Genomic DNA, 16958 nt, shown 5'->3' with positions numbered 1-16958 from the left:
ACGCATAAAGCGTCAGATTAATTAACATTTTAAATTTATAACTTTTTCTCTAAGCTCTTCTGGGGTTATATCTTTTGTTATTGGTTCTCCAAAATAGAGAGTTATCTCTCTTTTTTTCAAAAAGCATCTTTTCGCATCACCTTTGTGTCTTGCAAAAATACTACCAAAAACACCATCTATATAAAACGGAACAATCGCGCTTCCATTTCTATCTATAAACTCATAACCTCTATAAAATTTTGACACGTCAGAACTTCTAGATATTTCGCCCTCTGGAAATATAGCTATTATTTTACCATTTTTTAATTTCATTGAGGTTTCAAGAAATGAATTTTTTGACGCTCTTTGTGATACTGGGATAAGCTGTGCCAATCTAAAAGCCCAATTTAAGAGCTTATGTTTATATATATCTTTGTCTATTATATAGCTAATTCGTCTCTCTATTGGGAGTTGTAATATAAACCAATCAATCCAGCTTACATGATTTCCAACAAACATGATTGCACCGCTACACTCCGTATTTTGAACTCCTACATAGTTAAATTTATATCTAATCCTAAAAAGAAGTTCAAAAAATGCCCAAAAGCCCATAACAAGGTATCTTTTAAAGAGTTTCACACTGAGATAAACTCCAACTATCATCATAAAATAGAAGAGAGATGTTGCATCAACTCCATAATATGCAAAGAGTGTTGTCAACATTAAAAAAGCAAACATAAAAACAGTTTGTATAAAATTATTTCCAGCCAGAATTGTGCCTAAATGGGTGTTTGAAGATAAGAGTTGTATCTTTGCATTTAATGGTACTATCAAAACTCCGCTAAAGAGTCCAAAAAGGATAAATTCTAAGCCTAAAATAGCTATAGATACCGTATGCGGAATAAAAAAAAGCACCACCGTTATACCTAAAGCGCTAAGAGCAGACAAGCCCATATTTACATAATATTTTGATAATTTCGAAGCTATTATAGAGCCAAAAATGATACCTAAAACGGCTAATGCCATGATTCCTTGAACAGTTATAGCATTTGTAATACCGAGCTTACTCTTTGCGTACTCTCCAAAAATCGCTAAAACTACTTGAGAGATAGACCAAAAAAGACTAAGAGCTATAATCGCATCAAAAATCTCTTTTTTTCTCATTATCATTATCATGTTTTTCTTGAGATATTCACCTCTAAAATATCTCTTAAAGTCAAACTCTCTCTTGGTTGTTTCTATCATTTTGTTTGGTAATTTTGAAGCCAAAATATACTCAACAACAGAGCCAAGAACTAAAAGCCATCCAAGCGGTGCGATAATATGCAAGATATCCTCTTTAGTGGAAAATTTATCCCCTAAAAGCAACTCAAACAACACTGTATAAAATAGTATTCCAAGCAAAATTGCGGCGGTGGTTGTGGCCTGAATAGCTCCATTTCCAGCACTTATATATTTAACACCAACAAGTTCTTTTATATATCCATATTTTGCAGGTCCATATATTGCACTTTGAAGTGCCAGTAAAAATGTCATAGCAAATGCTGTAAAAAACCAGCCCTGATAGTATGAATATGTAATTAGAAGCGTTATGAAAATAGCAAGGAGTGATGAGAATTTCATGATGATATTTTTAGCAAATCTATCTGCTAAAAATCCAGAGGGAGAAAAAGCAAGGATAAACGGAAGCAGAATAAGAGCATTTACAACAGCGGTAAATACTATCTGCTCTGACCCTTCATAAGTTTTAAAAACAGTATTTTGGATGATTATTTTATGCCCTAAATCTGTAAAAGCATTTAAAAAAACAACTAAAAGATAATTTATAACTCCAACTATTTTAAACATCTATCTCTTTTTAATTCTCTTCATCTGCCAAAGTTGTACTCCAACCTTCATAGTATCCATGCTCTTTTTTTATCAACTCAAAAAGCTCTTCAACAACACTTCTTACTTCTTCGTTTTGTATAGTATGCTCTTTTACAAGTGCTACTCCGTGGTCAAACTCTTCACTGCTAACATCATCTTTAAACTCAAATCCGCTAAGAAGAGCGTTTGCAACAAATCTATCTTTTTGAGTAGCCGTATCAAATGAGGCATAATGCTCTACATCTCTTTTTGCGTCAATATTATCGCCCTCTTCTTGAAGCAAAAAGATTATTTTATCGCTCTGTATATGACAAAACTCTAGCTCACTTGGGAAAAGATTATGCTGATAAAAATCCCACTTTGCATCTTTTACTACACTGCTTTCATATTTGTACCCGCTCTCTTTTAACATTTTTGAGATAATTGGTTCTAATTTTTTTGCATCTTTTGCATAAAAATAGAACTCATTCCAATCATCCTTGACTCTAGAACCTGCATATACCGCTCTATTTTCATACTCAAGAGCAACTATAAGAGCCTCTTTTGTCTCAAAAAAAAGTTCAAAACCATCAAACTCTTTATTAATCTCTCCAAACTTTACAAAGATACTGCAAAGCCAAGGATATATCTCTTTTTGCGACTCTATCTCTATATCTGCTTCTATATTTACTAAAACGCCATCTTCTACTCTATTAAAAAATTCTCTCATATTTCTCTTTGGTTTTATTTTTATTTAATTATAGCCAAGATTAAAAAATAAAAATTAATTTTATCGATAATGATTATCGTTTTAATGTAAGATTAAGAATTTTTAATTACAATTCTCAAATTAATTATGATATGAATTATCGTAATCATCAAAGGAATAAACATGAGATTTTTTACAAACAAAACACAGCTTAGTTTGGCAGCAGCCCTGATATTATCCTCTACACTTTCTGCAGATACCGCTTCAGATATTTTGGAGTTAAAGCAAGAAATAGCAGAGCTTCGTGAGCAGACTAAGATTCTAACAAACGAAACTAGCAACCTTCAAACAGGGTTTAACTACACAACAGTTGATACTGAGGCTTCACATAGTGGGTTGGGCGCTGCAGCATCAAAAGTGTATTATTCAAAATCTCCACTTAGTATTGGTGGTTACGGAGAAATGTATTATTCCCATACTAATTCAGATAGTGGTAATTCTTCAAAGGTAGATGTTTACAGATTTGTTCCATATATAGGTTACAAGTTTTCTGATAATATTATTTTAAATGCAGAGCTTGAGTTTGAGCACGGTGGTGTTGAAAACAACAATGGTACTTCAGAGGGAGGAGAAGTAATTGTTGAATTTATGTATCTTGATTTTCTATTAAATAAAAATGCAAATATACGAGTTGGAAATATGCTTATGCCAATGGGTCTTATAAATGAAAGACATGAACCAACACTTTTCAACACCGTACAAAGACCATTAACTGCAAAATATTTGATTCCATCAACATGGAATGAGAGCGGCATTATGCTCTATGGAGATATTGCTGAAGATTTTAAATACAAAATTGCTGGAATAACTTCACTTGATTCATCAATAGACAATGATAAAAACTGGCTTAGAGATGCAAGAGGTGGCTCTCTAACAAACAATAATCCTGGACTAGGAGTAGTCGCAAGAATTGACTATACAGGTGTAAATGGATTATTGGTAGGTGCCTCTGCTTATTCAGATTCTGATATTAATATTTTTGATGTTCATGCGGATTATAGTATTGGGGCGTTTAGAAGTTATGGTACATACTCCATAGCAAATCGTTCAGAGGCTTTGGAACTTGCAGGTGTTCTTTCTCAAAAAAAAGCTAAGGGTGGCTTTTTAAATTTAAGTTATGACATGTTTTCATTTATATCATCAGAAGATAAACTTCCAGTTTTTATACAGTACGAGAGCGTAAATCCAGCATATGCGTTAACAGACGGCAGCTCATTAGATGCAATTAAAACTACAACATTTGGTATAAACTATTTTCCTCATTCTCAGGTTGTTCTAAAAGCTGATTATGCGATGCAGAGTCAGGGAAGTATTGATTCAGATACTTTTAGTCTTTCTATGGGCTTTATATTTTAAAATATTTTATTTTGCGCTGTTATTGACACAGCGCATTGACAAAAAAAAAATTATTTTATACAATCAAAGAAAATTAGGGACGACATCATCATGAAGCATATTTCACTTTTTTTTCTCATATTTTTGGCACTTCCTTTAAGTGCCAAACTACTTATACTTCCAGCAGAAGCTATGCAGGAAAATTATGGACCCGAAGCAACAATTAGTGAAGAAAATTTATTGCTTACAAATGCTCAAGCACAAAAAATACAACAAGAATCAAAAACAAAATTATCTACCAACATTGTTAAAGTATTTAAAGCTACAAAAAATAGTACTACTCTAGGCTATGGGATTCTTATAAATGAAAAAGTACGCTCTAAAAATGCTGTCGTTTTATATATTATTTCCGACGAATCAACTTTAAAAAGTATTGAGATTGTAGCTTTTAATGAGCCTATGGAGTATTTACCATCAAAAAAGTGGGTTTTACAGCTTAGTAGCACAGGCGATGTGCCAAATACAACAGGGGCAACAATGAGTGCAAAAAACATAATAGATGGTTCCAAAAAAGCTCTCGCTATCTATAAAGAGATGCTTAAAGGCAAAAATTGAAATTTACTGTTGTAAAAAACATTCAAAAAAACAGTTCAATGAGCCTCATTCTTAGAGGTTTTCTTCTATTTATACTGCTTTATCTTATCTCTGATGTTCTTGTTTTAAAATCAGGCTTTGGAATCACATTTGAAGCGGTAAATACAACGCTTAAGGGAAATGAAGAGTTATATATAGATGCCATGAATGAAGCCTCATTTTTAGAGTTTTGGCACACTCAGATTTTCTTTATAATGATGATTTTACTAACTCTTAGCTCAATTTTTATAAGAGTTGCAAACAGAAGCAGAGCCATTTTAACAAATGCACTAATGCTCAGTGCCATTACTTCACTCATCTCACTTCCTCTTGCTTTTTATCTATCAAACTTTTTTACATATATATATGTCATAGCATATTTTTTCTGGCACGCTATTGCTTTATATATGATTTTATATGCTCTTTGGAAACTTAATGCAACAAGCGTATAAACTCTCTATTTTCTACTACATACTATTTTCTCTGCTTCTTATTTTGAGTGCGGTAATGCTCTTTGAGCACAAAATTGGGTTTAGTTACAACTCTGTTTTAGATTACTATATTGGTAATGAAGATAAATTTATTCCAGCACAAAGTGCCGCTGGAATTTTAAAGATAGTTCTGCCACACATATTTGTATTTGGACTCTTTGCGATGGTTCTTTTACACTTTTTAGTATTTACAGATTTAAAGAGCAGAAGAGTTTTTTTGATACTCATTTATGTCACTTTTATCACTGCTTTGCTAGAGATTTTTACACCGTTTATGATTATTAGCGGATGGAGTTTTTTTGCATATATAAAAATCCTATCTTTTTTTACTTTTTTATCTCTAACGTTATTTACATTATGGCTTCTATTTAGAAAAATTAGATAAATTTTTTACGTGTGAAGCTATATTTTTACTAATTACTATCTCTTTATCACTCTGCACAATGATATAAGCAATGCCAAGAGTATCTAAAAACTCATACGCTTTGCTTATTGGCATAACAGAGGCAGCGGTGGCATAAGCATCCAAAGATGCGCTAGAGATTGAGCCTATTAGCGTTATGGAGGTAAAAAGCACTTGTGGTTTTTTAGCTTTTGGATTTATTAGATGGTTATTCTCTTTTGAGGCGACATATCTGTTATAGTTTCCGCTGGTTGATATGCCAACATCATCTCCAAGCGTCTCAAATGAGAACAAAATCAACTCTTCATCAAATGGATTTTGAACCTCTATCTTGCACGTAGATAAACATCTTATATCTCCACTTGCAGAGATTATCGCATCATATATTTGCATCTTTTTAAAATAGTCTGCTACTTTTTGGACACCAAAACCTTTTCCCATGCCGCCCAAATCCACTTTCATCCCCTCTTTTATAGAAGCTTCCCTTTCATTAAATCTAAGAGCATTAAAATCAACTTTAGCGCTCTTTAACTCTGAAACTGTGGCTACTCTCTCATCCTCACCAAACCTATATAACTCTTTTGTAATAGAGCCTATGGTTACATCAAAATACCCATCACTCTTTTTGTAATACTCTTTGCTTAGAGATAGCGCTTCATAGAGATAACTATCTAAAGCTACATATAGGTTTTTATTTAGTTGAAAAAGTTTTGCATCTTTGTTGTATGAAGAGAGTGACATCTCAACGTTTTTCATAATCAAAAAACCATCATTGATATATTTTTCGTTTTTTTCATCGACTTTAATAGTGACGAAAGTTGACATAATTACTTGTACGCGAGAGGTTGTTTTGGCTTCTAGGAGCCAAAACATAGATAAGAGTAAAAAAAGAAGTTTCAAAATTTAAAAGATAGACTAAATATCTATGATTTCATTTATCTCTAGTGCAAATCCGCTAAGCCCTACAAAATCAGTATGACTTAAAGAAGATAATAGATTCATCTTTGAAATACCAAAAGATTTTAGTATCTGAGCTCCTATCCCAAACTCTTTCATCGCAGCATTATCGTTATGCGTAGGCTTGTTTATAAAGATGAGAACACCGCTGTTTTGCTTTAAATACTCTATTGAAGAGATAAGGTTATGATATTTTTTCTGATTTAGTAGAAGTTCTATATCTGGTATAACATTGTGTACTCTTACATTTGCTATTGATGTAATCTTATGAAAAACAATAGCCGTATGTTCTATCTTGTCATGATCTACAAAAGTGTGCTTTTTAACTTTTGTATCAAAAAATTCTAACTCTTCAACATTTATCTCATTTACAAGTCTCTCATTAGCAAGACGATACTCAACTATATCGGATATAAAAATTGTCTTAAGATTGTGTTTCTCCCCAAAGATATCAAGGTCATCACGACGAGCCATCGTGCCATCTTCTTTGATTATCTCACATATAACAGCTGACTCACTAAGCCCAGCCAAACGGCACAAATCAACAGAGCCCTCTGTATGTCCAGTTCTAACAAGTGTGCCACCATCTTTTGCTATAAGAGGAAATATATGCCCAGGTTTTACAAGCTCATCAGCATTACTAATAGGATTTGCTAAAATCTTAATAGTATCGTCTCTCTCTCCAGCAGATATACCAGTGAGCGCATTTTTCGCATCAACAGAAACTGTAAAAGCTGTCTCATAAGAAGATGTATTTGAGCTTACCATCGGGTTTAATGCAAGTCTTGTTGCAATAGATCTATTTATCGCAACACAAATAAGTCCTCTTGCATGTGTAGCCATAAAGTTTACATGCGCAGGAGTAGAAAATGCTGAAGCATAAACTAAATCACCCTCATTTTCTCTATCTTCATCATCAATCATGATGACCATTCGCCCTCGTTTAATCTCTTCAATAGCTTCCAATACTCTTTGCGTAGGTGTCATATATACTTCTTTATTTTAATTGCGCAGATTATATATAAATGTTGATTAAATTTAGTTCAAACGATTTTTTAAGATTTAATACCGATTTTCTTGACAAAGCCATCTTATTTGCCTATAATTCCACTCCAACAAACGAATTATCTTTGTTTGTAATGACGCGGAATAGAGCAGTTCGGTAGCTCGTCGGGCTCATAACCCGAAGGTCATAGGTTCAAATCCTATTTCCGCAACCAATTTTCTACTTTAAATGATGGGGATTCGCCAAGTGGTAAGGCCTCGGCTTTTGGTGCCGATATTCATAGGTTCGAATCCTATATCCCCATCCACCCTTTTTAACTAAACCCCCTATTTTTAGGTATGTCGCGGAATAGAGCAGTTCGGTAGCTCGTTGGGCTCATAACCCAAAGGTCATAGGTTCAAATCCTATTTCCGCAACCAAATCATTACTTTTTATTATAAATCATACTAACTTTAAGTTTTAGCAATAAAATATTTTTCCCACCTACTCCCCACCTAAACAAAAAGCATCACATCCTTCGATATAATACTTTTATAAAAAAAATAACATTATCAACCATATTCATGCTTGCTACACTACTACAAGCAACAGACCTAAGTCAATACATAAATAAACAAAACTGCTCTCAAATCATAGATAAACAAGTCTTTACAATTTGCTATGACTACGAAGCCAAAGGTGCTAAATATGTATCTTATAGTTTAGATGGAACTTTAGTAAATTCAGTTAATATCAAGAAGCGTTCAAAGTTCTATACAGAAAAAAATTTACCTAACCAATACAGAAGTCATAATAAAGATTACACTAACTCAGGCTATGATAGAGGTCATTTAGCTAATGATGCTTCATTTGATTATGATGAAAAGGTAGTTGTTAAAACTTATACGATGGCAAATATCATTCCTCAAGCACCAAATGTTAATCGTAAAACTTGGATTAAAGCTGAGGAACTTGAAAGAAGTGTAGCAGTATCACTTGGTAGTGTTAGTGTCTTAAATGGCGTTGTATATAGCTTAAATCCACTCAAAATAGGTAATAACCAGATAGCTGTTCCTGATGCTTTTTGGAAGATGATTTATAATGATGATAAAAATTATAAAAAGTGCTTCTATTATGAAAATAATACTACTACTAATGTTAAAGAAGATAAGCTAAAAAATCATCTGGTTGATTGTGATAGTTTATGCACTACCATACTTTATATGCAGAATAAATATCATCCCAAAAGCTGCTCGACTTGATTACCTTCCCATCTATATGGTTCTAATACCTTGGTATCTTATATAAACTATCCTGATTACCAAATAGCTCTGCTATTGTTAATGTTTTTGGTTTAAATGCTTGCATATTTTTTTCCCATAAAATTTCATATCACTATGTATATAGTTCATCCCATTCTTCACCTAAAACCCAGCGAAGAGCTGATAATTTACCATTAATCATACCCCATTCAAAATCACTCCAAGGACCAGTGTCTTCATATTTTTCTTCAACTCTCTTAGCTGATTTCAAAGCACCCTCCCATATATCCTCATGTATCACATCATTTCCATATTTTTTTGTGCCTTTTGGAACCATACGAATTTCACCATTTTCAATTTGATAACTTCTGTAGCAATGTCTGTTATACCAAACTTTATCTACCAATTCATCCATAGATAACAATATCTCTTGAAGTCCACGAGTCTCATCCATATAATTCTCTTCAAATTCTATATCCTCTAATATCTCAGAATCTATTAAATTAATAACTGATTGAGTATTATTAAAATAAAATACATTGGGCTCTTGGAATATCTCATTAAAATCTTCATGTGGTAAGCGATGATCTTTATCTGAAAAATCATTATGATTATGTGTAATAAAAAAGAAAGAATTATTTTCTGACTGTTTTTCTAGCATAAACTCTGAAAATTGTTCAATAATTACAGCATCTGCCATAGAATTTTTACTTATATGAAATGGTGCTCTTTTACTTATAGCCCTATTTGCTGCAGCTATTTTAACTTTATCTGTCACTTCTATTTGCATAGAATCTTCAATAAGTTTTTCAACTCTGGATATTGTTGCATAATTAGCTTCGGATAAAAGAGGCAATTTCATATTGACTTCATTTAATACTTCTACCGCCTGTTGCTTCTGCTCCCCACCGAATTCACTTACTATATTTTTTACTATTTTAAATTCTTGGGTTAACCGCTTTCTAGTTTTATCAGCTACATCTTCTTTATTTCTATTAAATTCAGCAATAACAAGATCTGTAACTAGAAGTTTTATTGCTCCTGATTGTGTTAATTCCTCAAGAGCCGATACAATAGGCAAATCTTTTCTGTTTGTTGATATGTCTAATAATACGCAGGTATCAAGCATAAGATAATTCATTTACCTACTCCACTCATCACTAAGCACTTCAGCTTGCTTCATAACCAAGTCCATAGCTTCTGCCGTCTTATCCGGTGGATACTTAAATCTCTTGAGTATCATTCTGATAATATTTCTCATCTTAGCTCTTACAGACTCTCTTCTTTGCCAGTCAACGCTTACGCTACTTCTGAGTTTAGTTGTAAGCTCTTGCGCTATCTGCTTGAGTATATCATCACCCATCTCTCGAAGTGCCGATTCATTCTCAGCAAGTGCATCATAAAAAGCTAGTTCGTCAAAATTGAGTCCTAAGTCTGCTCCATGCTTTGCAGCCTCAGCAATATCTTTTGCCATCTGTATAAGCTCTTCTATAACCTTGGCTGTTTCTATTGCACGATTATGATACTGGCTTAGCGTAGCTTTGAGCCTATCGCTGAACTTTTTCTCTTGAACAACATTGGTTCTATTTTGAGCTTTTATCTGGTCACTCAGTAGTTTTTCTAGCAGTTCTACAGCAAGATTCTTGTGCTTCATGTGAGCAATATCTTCCAAGAACTCATCAGAGAGTATTCCAATATTTGGCTTCTCTAATCCAACGAGAGAAAATATATCTTCCACACCTTCAGAAATTAGAGCATTATCTATGATTTGCTTAATGGCTCCATTGGTGTCTTTTTTCTTACCTGCTACTACTCCAACTTTTTGTATTACAGCCTTCACAGCTTGAAAGAATGCTATCTCTTCTTTATGCTCTTTGGCTTCATCCAAAGTTCCACATAAACTAAAAGCTTTGGTAAGGGAGAGCACTTCATCCAAATATCTTTTTTTACCATCTTTAAGTCCAAGGATATGGTTAGCTGCTGGAGCTAGTAGCATGTGAGCTTTGGTTGGATATTCCCCATAATCAAATCCATGATACATGTTGCTTACAATGTCCAGTCTCTTTAACATCTCAGCAAACGCTTCGCCTACATCTACAGTTCCGCTACCTTTGCCATTAGCTCCAGTGTATGTTTTAAGTGCAGCTTTGAGTTCATTGGCGATGCCGATATAATCAACTACAAGTCCGCCATTCTTACCTTTAAATACACGATTGACTCTCGCTATCGCTTGCATGAGATTATGTGACCTCATGGGCTTATCAATGTACATAGTGTGAAGACTTGGTGCATCAAATCCAGTAAGCCACATATCTCTGACAATAACCAGCTTTAGCTCATCGTCTGGGTCTTTGATTCTTCTTTCTAAATCTTTTTTTGTCTGTTTAGAGTAGATATGTTTCTGTAACTTTGCATCATCACTAGCTGAACCAGTCATAATGATTTTAATAGCACCTTTGGTTTGGTCTTCATCATGCCACTGTGGTCTTAGAGCAACTATAGCATCATACAAATCAACTGCTATCTGTCTACTCATGGCAACTATCATACCTTTGCCATCTATCGTGGCAACTCTGTCTTCAAAGTGCTCCACTAAGTCTTTTGCTATCTGTTGTATCCTTGGCTCAGAGCCAACCAGCTTTTCTAATGCGCTCCACTTGCTTTTGAATTTCTCTTTGTCATTTAACTCTTCATCTTCTACTAGCTCGCCGACATCTGCATCTATCTCTTTGAGTACTTCTGCATCTAGATCTAGTTTAGCAAGTCTGCTCTCATAATAAATTGGAACAGTAGCACCGTCTTTTACAGCGTCCTCGATGTCGTAGATACTAATATAATCGCCAAATACACTTCTTGTATCTTTATCAGCACTCTCAATAGGTGTTCCAGTAAAGCCTATAAATGTAGCATTAGGCACGGCATCTCTGAGGTGTTGAGCGTAGCCATATTTAAACTGACCTGTCTCATTATCTAGCATGGCATCAAATCCATACTGGCTTCTGTGCGCTTCATCAGCTATGACCACTATGTTATCTCTATCGCTAAGAATTGGAAACCTACTTTCATCTTTTTGGAGTGCGAACTTCTGAATTGTAGTAAAGATAATCCCTCCAGATGGTTTGTCTTTTAGTATCTCCCGCAGTTCACTCACACTGTCTACTTGGATTGGTTCTTGACCTAGCAGCATCTTAGCACTGGAAAATGTAGCATAGAGCTGACCGTCTAAATCATTCCTATCTGTAACTATCAGTAGAGTTGGGTTTTTCATCTCTGGTTGTTTCGTGAGTTTACCTGCAAAACAAGCCATACTGATAGACTTTCCGCTCCCTTGCGTATGCCAAACGACACCACCTCTTTTGCTTCCGCCAGTTGATGCTTCTATAACAGAGCGGATAGCTTCTCGCACTGCATGAAACTGATGATACCCTGCAATCTTTTTAATAATGTTCTTGCCATCATCCTCAAAAAGAACGAAGCTTTGAATGTAGTCTAGTATATGTTCCTTATCAAAGAATCCTTTTATGAGCGTATCTAGCTCATACTCGAGCAGTGGTTTATCATTCTCATCTTTGATGGTTCGCCAGTACATGTACCGTTCATCCGTAGCTGTGAGTGAACCAATTCTAGCGTTAATTCCATCACTAATGACAAGAGCTTCATTATAGACGAATAGGTCTTCTATCTCATCCTTGTAGGTCTGTAGCTGATTGTACGCTTTGAAAATATCTGCATTGGTATCTGCTGGATTTTTGAGTTCCAATATAGAAATAGGAATTCCATTTATAAATACGACTATATCAGGTCTTCTGTTGCCTTTAGTGCCTTTAATGGTGTATTGGTTTACTACCAAAAAATCATTTGCATTTACATCATGAAAGTCTATAAGCTTTACTACCTCACCTTTAGCTTCATCACCATTCTTAATTTCTACAGATATACCTTGAAGTAGCATCTGATGAAAAGCTCTGTTGTTTTGAATAAGGGTTGCATGTTGTGGTTTCTTTAGTAGATGGATAGCTTCATCTATGGCAGTTGCTGGAAGCGTTGGGTTTAGTTTCGTTAGAGTTGTTTGGAGTCTATGAGATAAAAGTACCTCTTGATAGTTGGCTCTTTGTGGGTCATTACTATCTGGGGCTATCTCGTAGCCTAAGAGATAATCATACCCTAACTCTTTAAACCACTCTATGGCGAGTTGCTCTACTTGGTCTTCGTTTATCATTGACTTCCCCTTGAAGCATAATATTCTTTACTGATTTCTTCTATCTCTTCTCTTTCTAATTTTTTAGATGCTAGAAATTCATATGCTAGCTTACTGTATAGTTTTTGTTGTCCCTTGTGTTGATAATACTTAGCTTCATTTTGTATATTAAATTTCCAAATGATAGCTGTCATATTAGATGTGCCACCTTTATCTGTTAAAACCCCTAATTTATTTGCTAATTCTTTTGTAGAATAGAAATCATCGTAGAGATTGAAATTAGGAGCTACTGCCTCAACTCCTTCAACTGAACCAATTAGTTTTAATGCAGGCGCACCATCTCTTTCAACAAACTTACCCTCTTGAATAAACTTAATTTCTTTCAGAAGCTCTTTATCGACAATAATCTTTGTATTATTTTCATTAGGTATTTCCCCTCTCATGATATCCATTAGCATAATATTTTCTGGACCAATTCTAGCAATATTTTGAATATGTTCCATCCATTTTTTTCGCTCTATTTCTTTATTCTCATTCAACATATTCTGTAATTCTGGGAATTTAACTCGTTCACTTCTTCCACTATAACGATAGAAAATATCACTTTCTCTAGCCTTTTGTCCTTTTGTTTCTTTCTTACAAACAATAGGTTTATGTCTAGATTCACCTATTAAAATAGCTCCAAACTTTAGGTCTTCTATCTCATAGTCAAACATTTCCCATTCTATTTCAGGTGAGAAATGTTCATTAAGATAATTGGTGATATGTTCTGGGTCAATATCTAAAAAATTATTGTTTGCCATTCCTATAGGATTTCTAGGTTTATCTTGAACCCCAAAGACAACAATTCCTCCTGCGCTGTTAGCAAAAGCGGCAAAGGTCTTGGAATATTCATTCATTGAGCCAAAGTTAAAGTTTATTTTAAATTCCAACTTTTTACTTTCACGATGTTTCATTCGCCCATCATCTTTAACTAGAATAACTTCTTGGAATTGGTCTCGTGTCATATTTATACCTCTATTTCGCCGCTGAGAAGTTTTGGAAGGAGTGTGTCTCTTGTTTTTTGGAGGGTTTGGATTTCTCCTTGATGTTCAAGTGTTTTCATAAAAATAGGACTCATAAGTTTAGAAAAAGATTTTATCACTTCAATATCAGGCTTTATAATTTTTGTAGATTCAATTTCTTTTGCACTTATGTTTGGTTGTGCACTTCCTTGGGCTTGACCTTGAATACTATCAAAAAACTTATCTGTATTGACTAATATTTTTACATATTCATCATGATTTTCGTATGGTTGAAATCTTCCAACTCGTTGATTAAGTAAATATTCTTCACCAGAAGTATGAATAGTTCCAACTTTCCCAACTGTAGCACCTGTCATTGCAATCAAACAATCACCACTATTGAGTTTAAAGTTAGCATTCTTATCTGCTATCTCTTTAGATACACACTGACAATCCAAAGTATCAACAACGCTCCCATTTATGTTTTTAATCTTAACAACTTTAACTCCAGTATCTTGCCACCAAGCACTTTTAAATGCATAGCCTGATTGAACCTTACAAATTGAAGATAATTCAGAGAAGCTCCACCCCTTAGGAATCATCCCAAGCTCACTCTCTTCAAACTCGCTAGGAAATAGTTCTAATATCTCTTTGGATATTCCAAGTTCACGTGCTGCTGTTTCTAGCTCTTCATCATTTGCGCATCCCATTTTGTACCCCAGGGCATCCTCTCTGCCTGCGGCATTCACCTTGACATGTACTGGGTCAAAATCTACAAACCAAGACTTAAAAAGTGCCTGAGCCATCTCTTTTAGTGTCTGATTCATCTTGCGGTTGAGTTCTATTTTGTCATCTAGGGTTGAGAGGATGTGGGCTATTTTTTTTTGGGTATGAGGGGCAAAATAATTGATTTCAAGATTATTAAGAATCCCTTGATTTAAAAGTGGTTGTCCACTTCCAACTCTAAAATTATTCAAGTTTAGTTTTAGTGCTTGATAGTAAATAAAAGATGGAACATTATCACTTTTTGCTTCACATTTGATTGCATTATCCGTAACCCAGCATTTATGTTTTGAAAAATAAACACTTCCACAATAGCTACCAACTCTGCCGATTATAACAATTTCGTCTTCTGTATTTGTCAGATTAGATTTTCCAATAATGCCATTGGAACCGAAAACATTATATTTTGCATTATCATCTCTATCAGGAGAAGTTTTGCCATTTGAAAACTTAGCTATGTCTCCAAAAGATATTTTAGACCTCATACCCAAGCCCCACCAAGTTCTTTTTAATCATCTCTTCAAGTCTTGCCGACTCTTTGAACTGTTCACTCAAAGTTGCAGTAAGTGTAGCCATTTTCTCACCAAATGAGATTCCGTCATCTTCCTCTTCGGCTGTTCCCACATATCGCCCTGGAGTTAAGATGTACTCTTGTTTTGCTATCTCTTCAGTAGATGCTGCGTAAAACTCTCCTGCTATATCTTCATAACCTGTGTTGGCTCTAAACTTATGCAACATATCCGCCAATGCTTTTGTGTCATCATCACTAAATGCTTTCTGAGCTCTATCTACCATGTGTCCAACATTTCTAGCATCTATAAAAAGAGTTTTGCCTTTTTGTTTCTTGTTACGGTTGAGTATCCAGATACATGCAGGTATTTGTGTATTGGCAAAGAGTTGTGATGGAAGAGCTACTATCGCTTCTACAATGTCAGCTTTTACAAGTGCGGCTCTTATGTCCCCTTCGCCAGAAGTGTTAGAACTGAGTGAGCCATTGGCTAAAACCAAACCTACAACTCCATGTGGGCTTGTATGGTGCAACATGTGAAGCATCCAAGCATAGTTGCCATTTCCTTTTGGAGGTGTTGGATAACCGCTCCATCTTGCGTCACCCTCCAAACTAGCGTCCCACCACTCATCTTGATTAAACGGTGGATTAGCCAGTACAAAATCAGCTCTTAGGTCTGGGTGTTGGTCTTTAGTAAAGGTATCTGCTGGTTCTTTTCCAAAGTTAAAGTCTATCCCACGAATCGCCATGTTCATAGCCGCTAATCTCCATGTGGTAGGATTAGACTCTTGCCCATAAACTGAAATATCGCCAAGTCTTCCATTATGAGCTTCGATGAACTTCTCACTACTTATAAAAAATCCACCACTCCCCATAGCAGGGTCATAAATACGCCCTTTGTAAGGCTCAACCATTTCGATTATGAGATTTACTATAGATTTAGGAGTATAAAACTGTCCACCTTTTTTCCCCTCAGCCGCTGCAAACTGCCCCAAAAAGTATTCATACACATGCCCCAAAATATCTTTTGCTTTGAGCGAGTCATGCACAAATGGAATAGTAGCTATAAGGTCAAGCAGGTCTGCAAGTTTATTTTGTTCTATTTGGAGTTGCGCATAGTTTTTGTTAAGGATGCGCTTGAGCTTTGGATTCTCTTTTTCTATAAGCTCCATAGTGTCATCAAGTAACTTTCCAGCACCCTTAAACTCTCCACCATGAGGCAAAGGTGAGCCAAGAGATAACCTGATGCTATCTTGCAAATATTTCCAACGAGCCGCTTGCGGTACCCAAAACACATTCTTCTCAGTGTAGAAGTCTCTGTTCTCTAGCTCTTCATTTATGAACTCTTCATCTATATCTTCACCTAAGAAATATTCATTTAATGGGTCTGCAAAAGCAACTTTTAACTCTTGACGGCGCGTCTCAAAGCTGTCTGATACATATTTGACAAATACCATTCCAAGCACTACATGCTTATATACCGCTGCATCTAATGATGGAAGTAGTTTGTTGGCAGATGTCCACAGTTTTTTTTCTAAATCTTGTAAAAATTTCTGTTCTGGCATTATGTTCTCTTTGTGAATATTAGTTTATAAAAATTAACAATAGAATACCTCTTTATACTTTAGAGCGAGATAAATATCTAATTCTTTTATATATGATGAAAAACACTATTAGTTAACTAAGTAAAATATGTCTAGTTTATTTATGTCATTTCAGTTTAATAACAAAACATTTTTTCCACTTACATAAAAGTTTAAAGTTATGATAAACTACAAATAATAATTTTTAATAAAATAAGGA

14 protein-coding genes and 3 tRNA genes are annotated in these 16958 nt (G+C 34.8%); 8 read left to right on the top strand and 9 right to left on the bottom strand.

The genetic code is table 11. The features are described from left to right. Positions 1–21 precede the first annotated feature (21 nt). On the bottom strand, positions 22–1827 hold the full coding sequence (locus AC6H33_RS05495; RefSeq protein WP_497605951.1) for an MFS transporter: 1806 nt from the start codon (positions 1825–1827) through the stop codon (positions 22–24). A gap of 10 nt (positions 1828–1837) precedes the next feature. Continuing rightward, complete coding sequence (locus AC6H33_RS05490; protein WP_497605950.1) at positions 1838–2557, bottom strand: DUF695 domain-containing protein; 720 nt, start codon at positions 2555–2557, stop codon at positions 1838–1840. Between the two features lie 162 nt (positions 2558–2719). Between AC6H33_RS05490 and AC6H33_RS05485 the strand changes: the two genes are divergently transcribed. The 4 genes from AC6H33_RS05485 to AC6H33_RS05470 all read left to right on the top strand — a co-directional run bounded on the left by AC6H33_RS05485 (position 2720) and on the right by AC6H33_RS05470 (position 5440). Beyond that, positions 2720–3952 carry a porin gene (locus tag AC6H33_RS05485; RefSeq protein WP_497605949.1) on the top strand — a complete coding sequence of 411 codons (1233 nt, stop codon included), beginning with the start codon at positions 2720–2722 and terminating at the stop codon, positions 3950–3952. Between the two features lie 90 nt (positions 3953–4042). Next, the gene (locus AC6H33_RS05480; RefSeq protein ID WP_497605948.1) at positions 4043–4546 is read left to right on the top strand and encodes an FMN-binding protein; all 504 of its coding nucleotides are present in this window, start codon (positions 4043–4045) and stop codon (positions 4544–4546) included. Then, positions 4543–5016 carry an Aq_1264-related membrane protein gene (locus AC6H33_RS05475; RefSeq protein WP_497605947.1) on the top strand — a complete coding sequence of 158 codons (474 nt, stop codon included), beginning with the start codon at positions 4543–4545 and terminating at the stop codon, positions 5014–5016. The genes AC6H33_RS05480 and AC6H33_RS05475 overlap by 4 nt, the downstream gene beginning before the upstream one ends. Beyond that, positions 5000–5440 carry an Aq_1264-related membrane protein gene (locus AC6H33_RS05470; RefSeq protein WP_497605946.1) on the top strand — a complete coding sequence of 147 codons (441 nt, stop codon included), beginning with the start codon at positions 5000–5002 and terminating at the stop codon, positions 5438–5440. Before AC6H33_RS05475 ends, AC6H33_RS05470 begins: the two co-directional genes overlap by 17 nt. Here the strand turns inward: AC6H33_RS05470 and AC6H33_RS05465 are convergent. Together AC6H33_RS05465 and AC6H33_RS05460 are read right to left on the bottom strand one after the other, a co-directional pair. Further along, the gene (locus tag AC6H33_RS05465; protein WP_497605945.1) at positions 5420–6283 is read right to left on the bottom strand and encodes an FAD:protein FMN transferase; all 864 of its coding nucleotides are present in this window, start codon (positions 6281–6283) and stop codon (positions 5420–5422) included. The genes AC6H33_RS05470 and AC6H33_RS05465 overlap by 21 nt on opposite strands. Positions 6284–6373: 90 nt before the next feature. Continuing rightward, on the bottom strand, positions 6374–7402 hold the full coding sequence (locus AC6H33_RS05460; RefSeq protein ID WP_497605944.1) for a bifunctional 3,4-dihydroxy-2-butanone 4-phosphate synthase/GTP cyclohydrolase II: 1029 nt from the start codon (positions 7400–7402) through the stop codon (positions 6374–6376). A 156-nt stretch (positions 7403–7558) separates the two neighbouring features. Here AC6H33_RS05460 and AC6H33_RS05455 point away from each other — a divergent pair. From AC6H33_RS05455 to AC6H33_RS05440, 4 genes are all read left to right on the top strand, one after another. Further along, positions 7559–7635: transfer RNA gene (locus AC6H33_RS05455), tRNA-Met, on the top strand. An 18-nt stretch (positions 7636–7653) separates the two neighbouring features. Further along, positions 7654–7728, top strand: a tRNA-Gln gene (locus tag AC6H33_RS05450). A gap of 35 nt (positions 7729–7763) precedes the next feature. Continuing rightward, positions 7764–7840 (top strand) — tRNA-Met (locus AC6H33_RS05445). 144 nt (positions 7841–7984) lie between these two features. Continuing rightward, entirely contained in the window at positions 7985–8662 is a 678-nt protein-coding gene (locus AC6H33_RS05440; protein ID WP_497605943.1) for a DNA/RNA non-specific endonuclease, read from the top strand. Positions 8663–8795: 133 nt separating this feature from the next. On the opposite strand, the gene AC6H33_RS05435 is transcribed toward AC6H33_RS05440, so the two are convergent. From AC6H33_RS05435 to AC6H33_RS05415, 5 genes are read right to left on the bottom strand one after another with little or no spacing between them, the layout of a single operon-like run. Continuing rightward, positions 8796–9803: a PIN domain-containing protein gene (locus AC6H33_RS05435; protein WP_497605942.1), complete on the bottom strand. Its 1008-nt coding sequence runs from the start codon at positions 9801–9803 to the stop codon at positions 8796–8798. Beyond that, positions 9804–12881 carry a type I restriction endonuclease subunit R gene (locus tag AC6H33_RS05430; protein WP_497605941.1) on the bottom strand — a complete coding sequence of 1026 codons (3078 nt, stop codon included), beginning with the start codon at positions 12879–12881 and terminating at the stop codon, positions 9804–9806. Further along, the gene (locus AC6H33_RS05425; protein WP_497605940.1) at positions 12878–13867 is read right to left on the bottom strand and encodes an ATP-binding protein; all 990 of its coding nucleotides are present in this window, start codon (positions 13865–13867) and stop codon (positions 12878–12880) included. Before AC6H33_RS05425 ends, AC6H33_RS05430 begins: the two co-directional genes overlap by 4 nt. Before the next feature lie 2 nt (positions 13868–13869). After that, complete coding sequence (locus AC6H33_RS05420; protein ID WP_497605939.1) at positions 13870–15132, bottom strand: restriction endonuclease subunit S; 1263 nt, start codon at positions 15130–15132, stop codon at positions 13870–13872. Then, on the bottom strand, positions 15122–16720 hold the full coding sequence (locus tag AC6H33_RS05415) for a type I restriction-modification system subunit M (RefSeq protein ID WP_497605938.1): 1599 nt from the start codon (positions 16718–16720) through the stop codon (positions 15122–15124). The genes AC6H33_RS05420 and AC6H33_RS05415 overlap by 11 nt, the downstream gene beginning before the upstream one ends. Positions 16721–16958 lie beyond the last annotated feature (238 nt).

The organism is Sulfurimonas limnophila (genome assembly GCF_059705345.1).
Note: the sequence above shows the minus strand (reverse complement) of the source record. Positions and strands in the feature narration are given on the sequence as shown.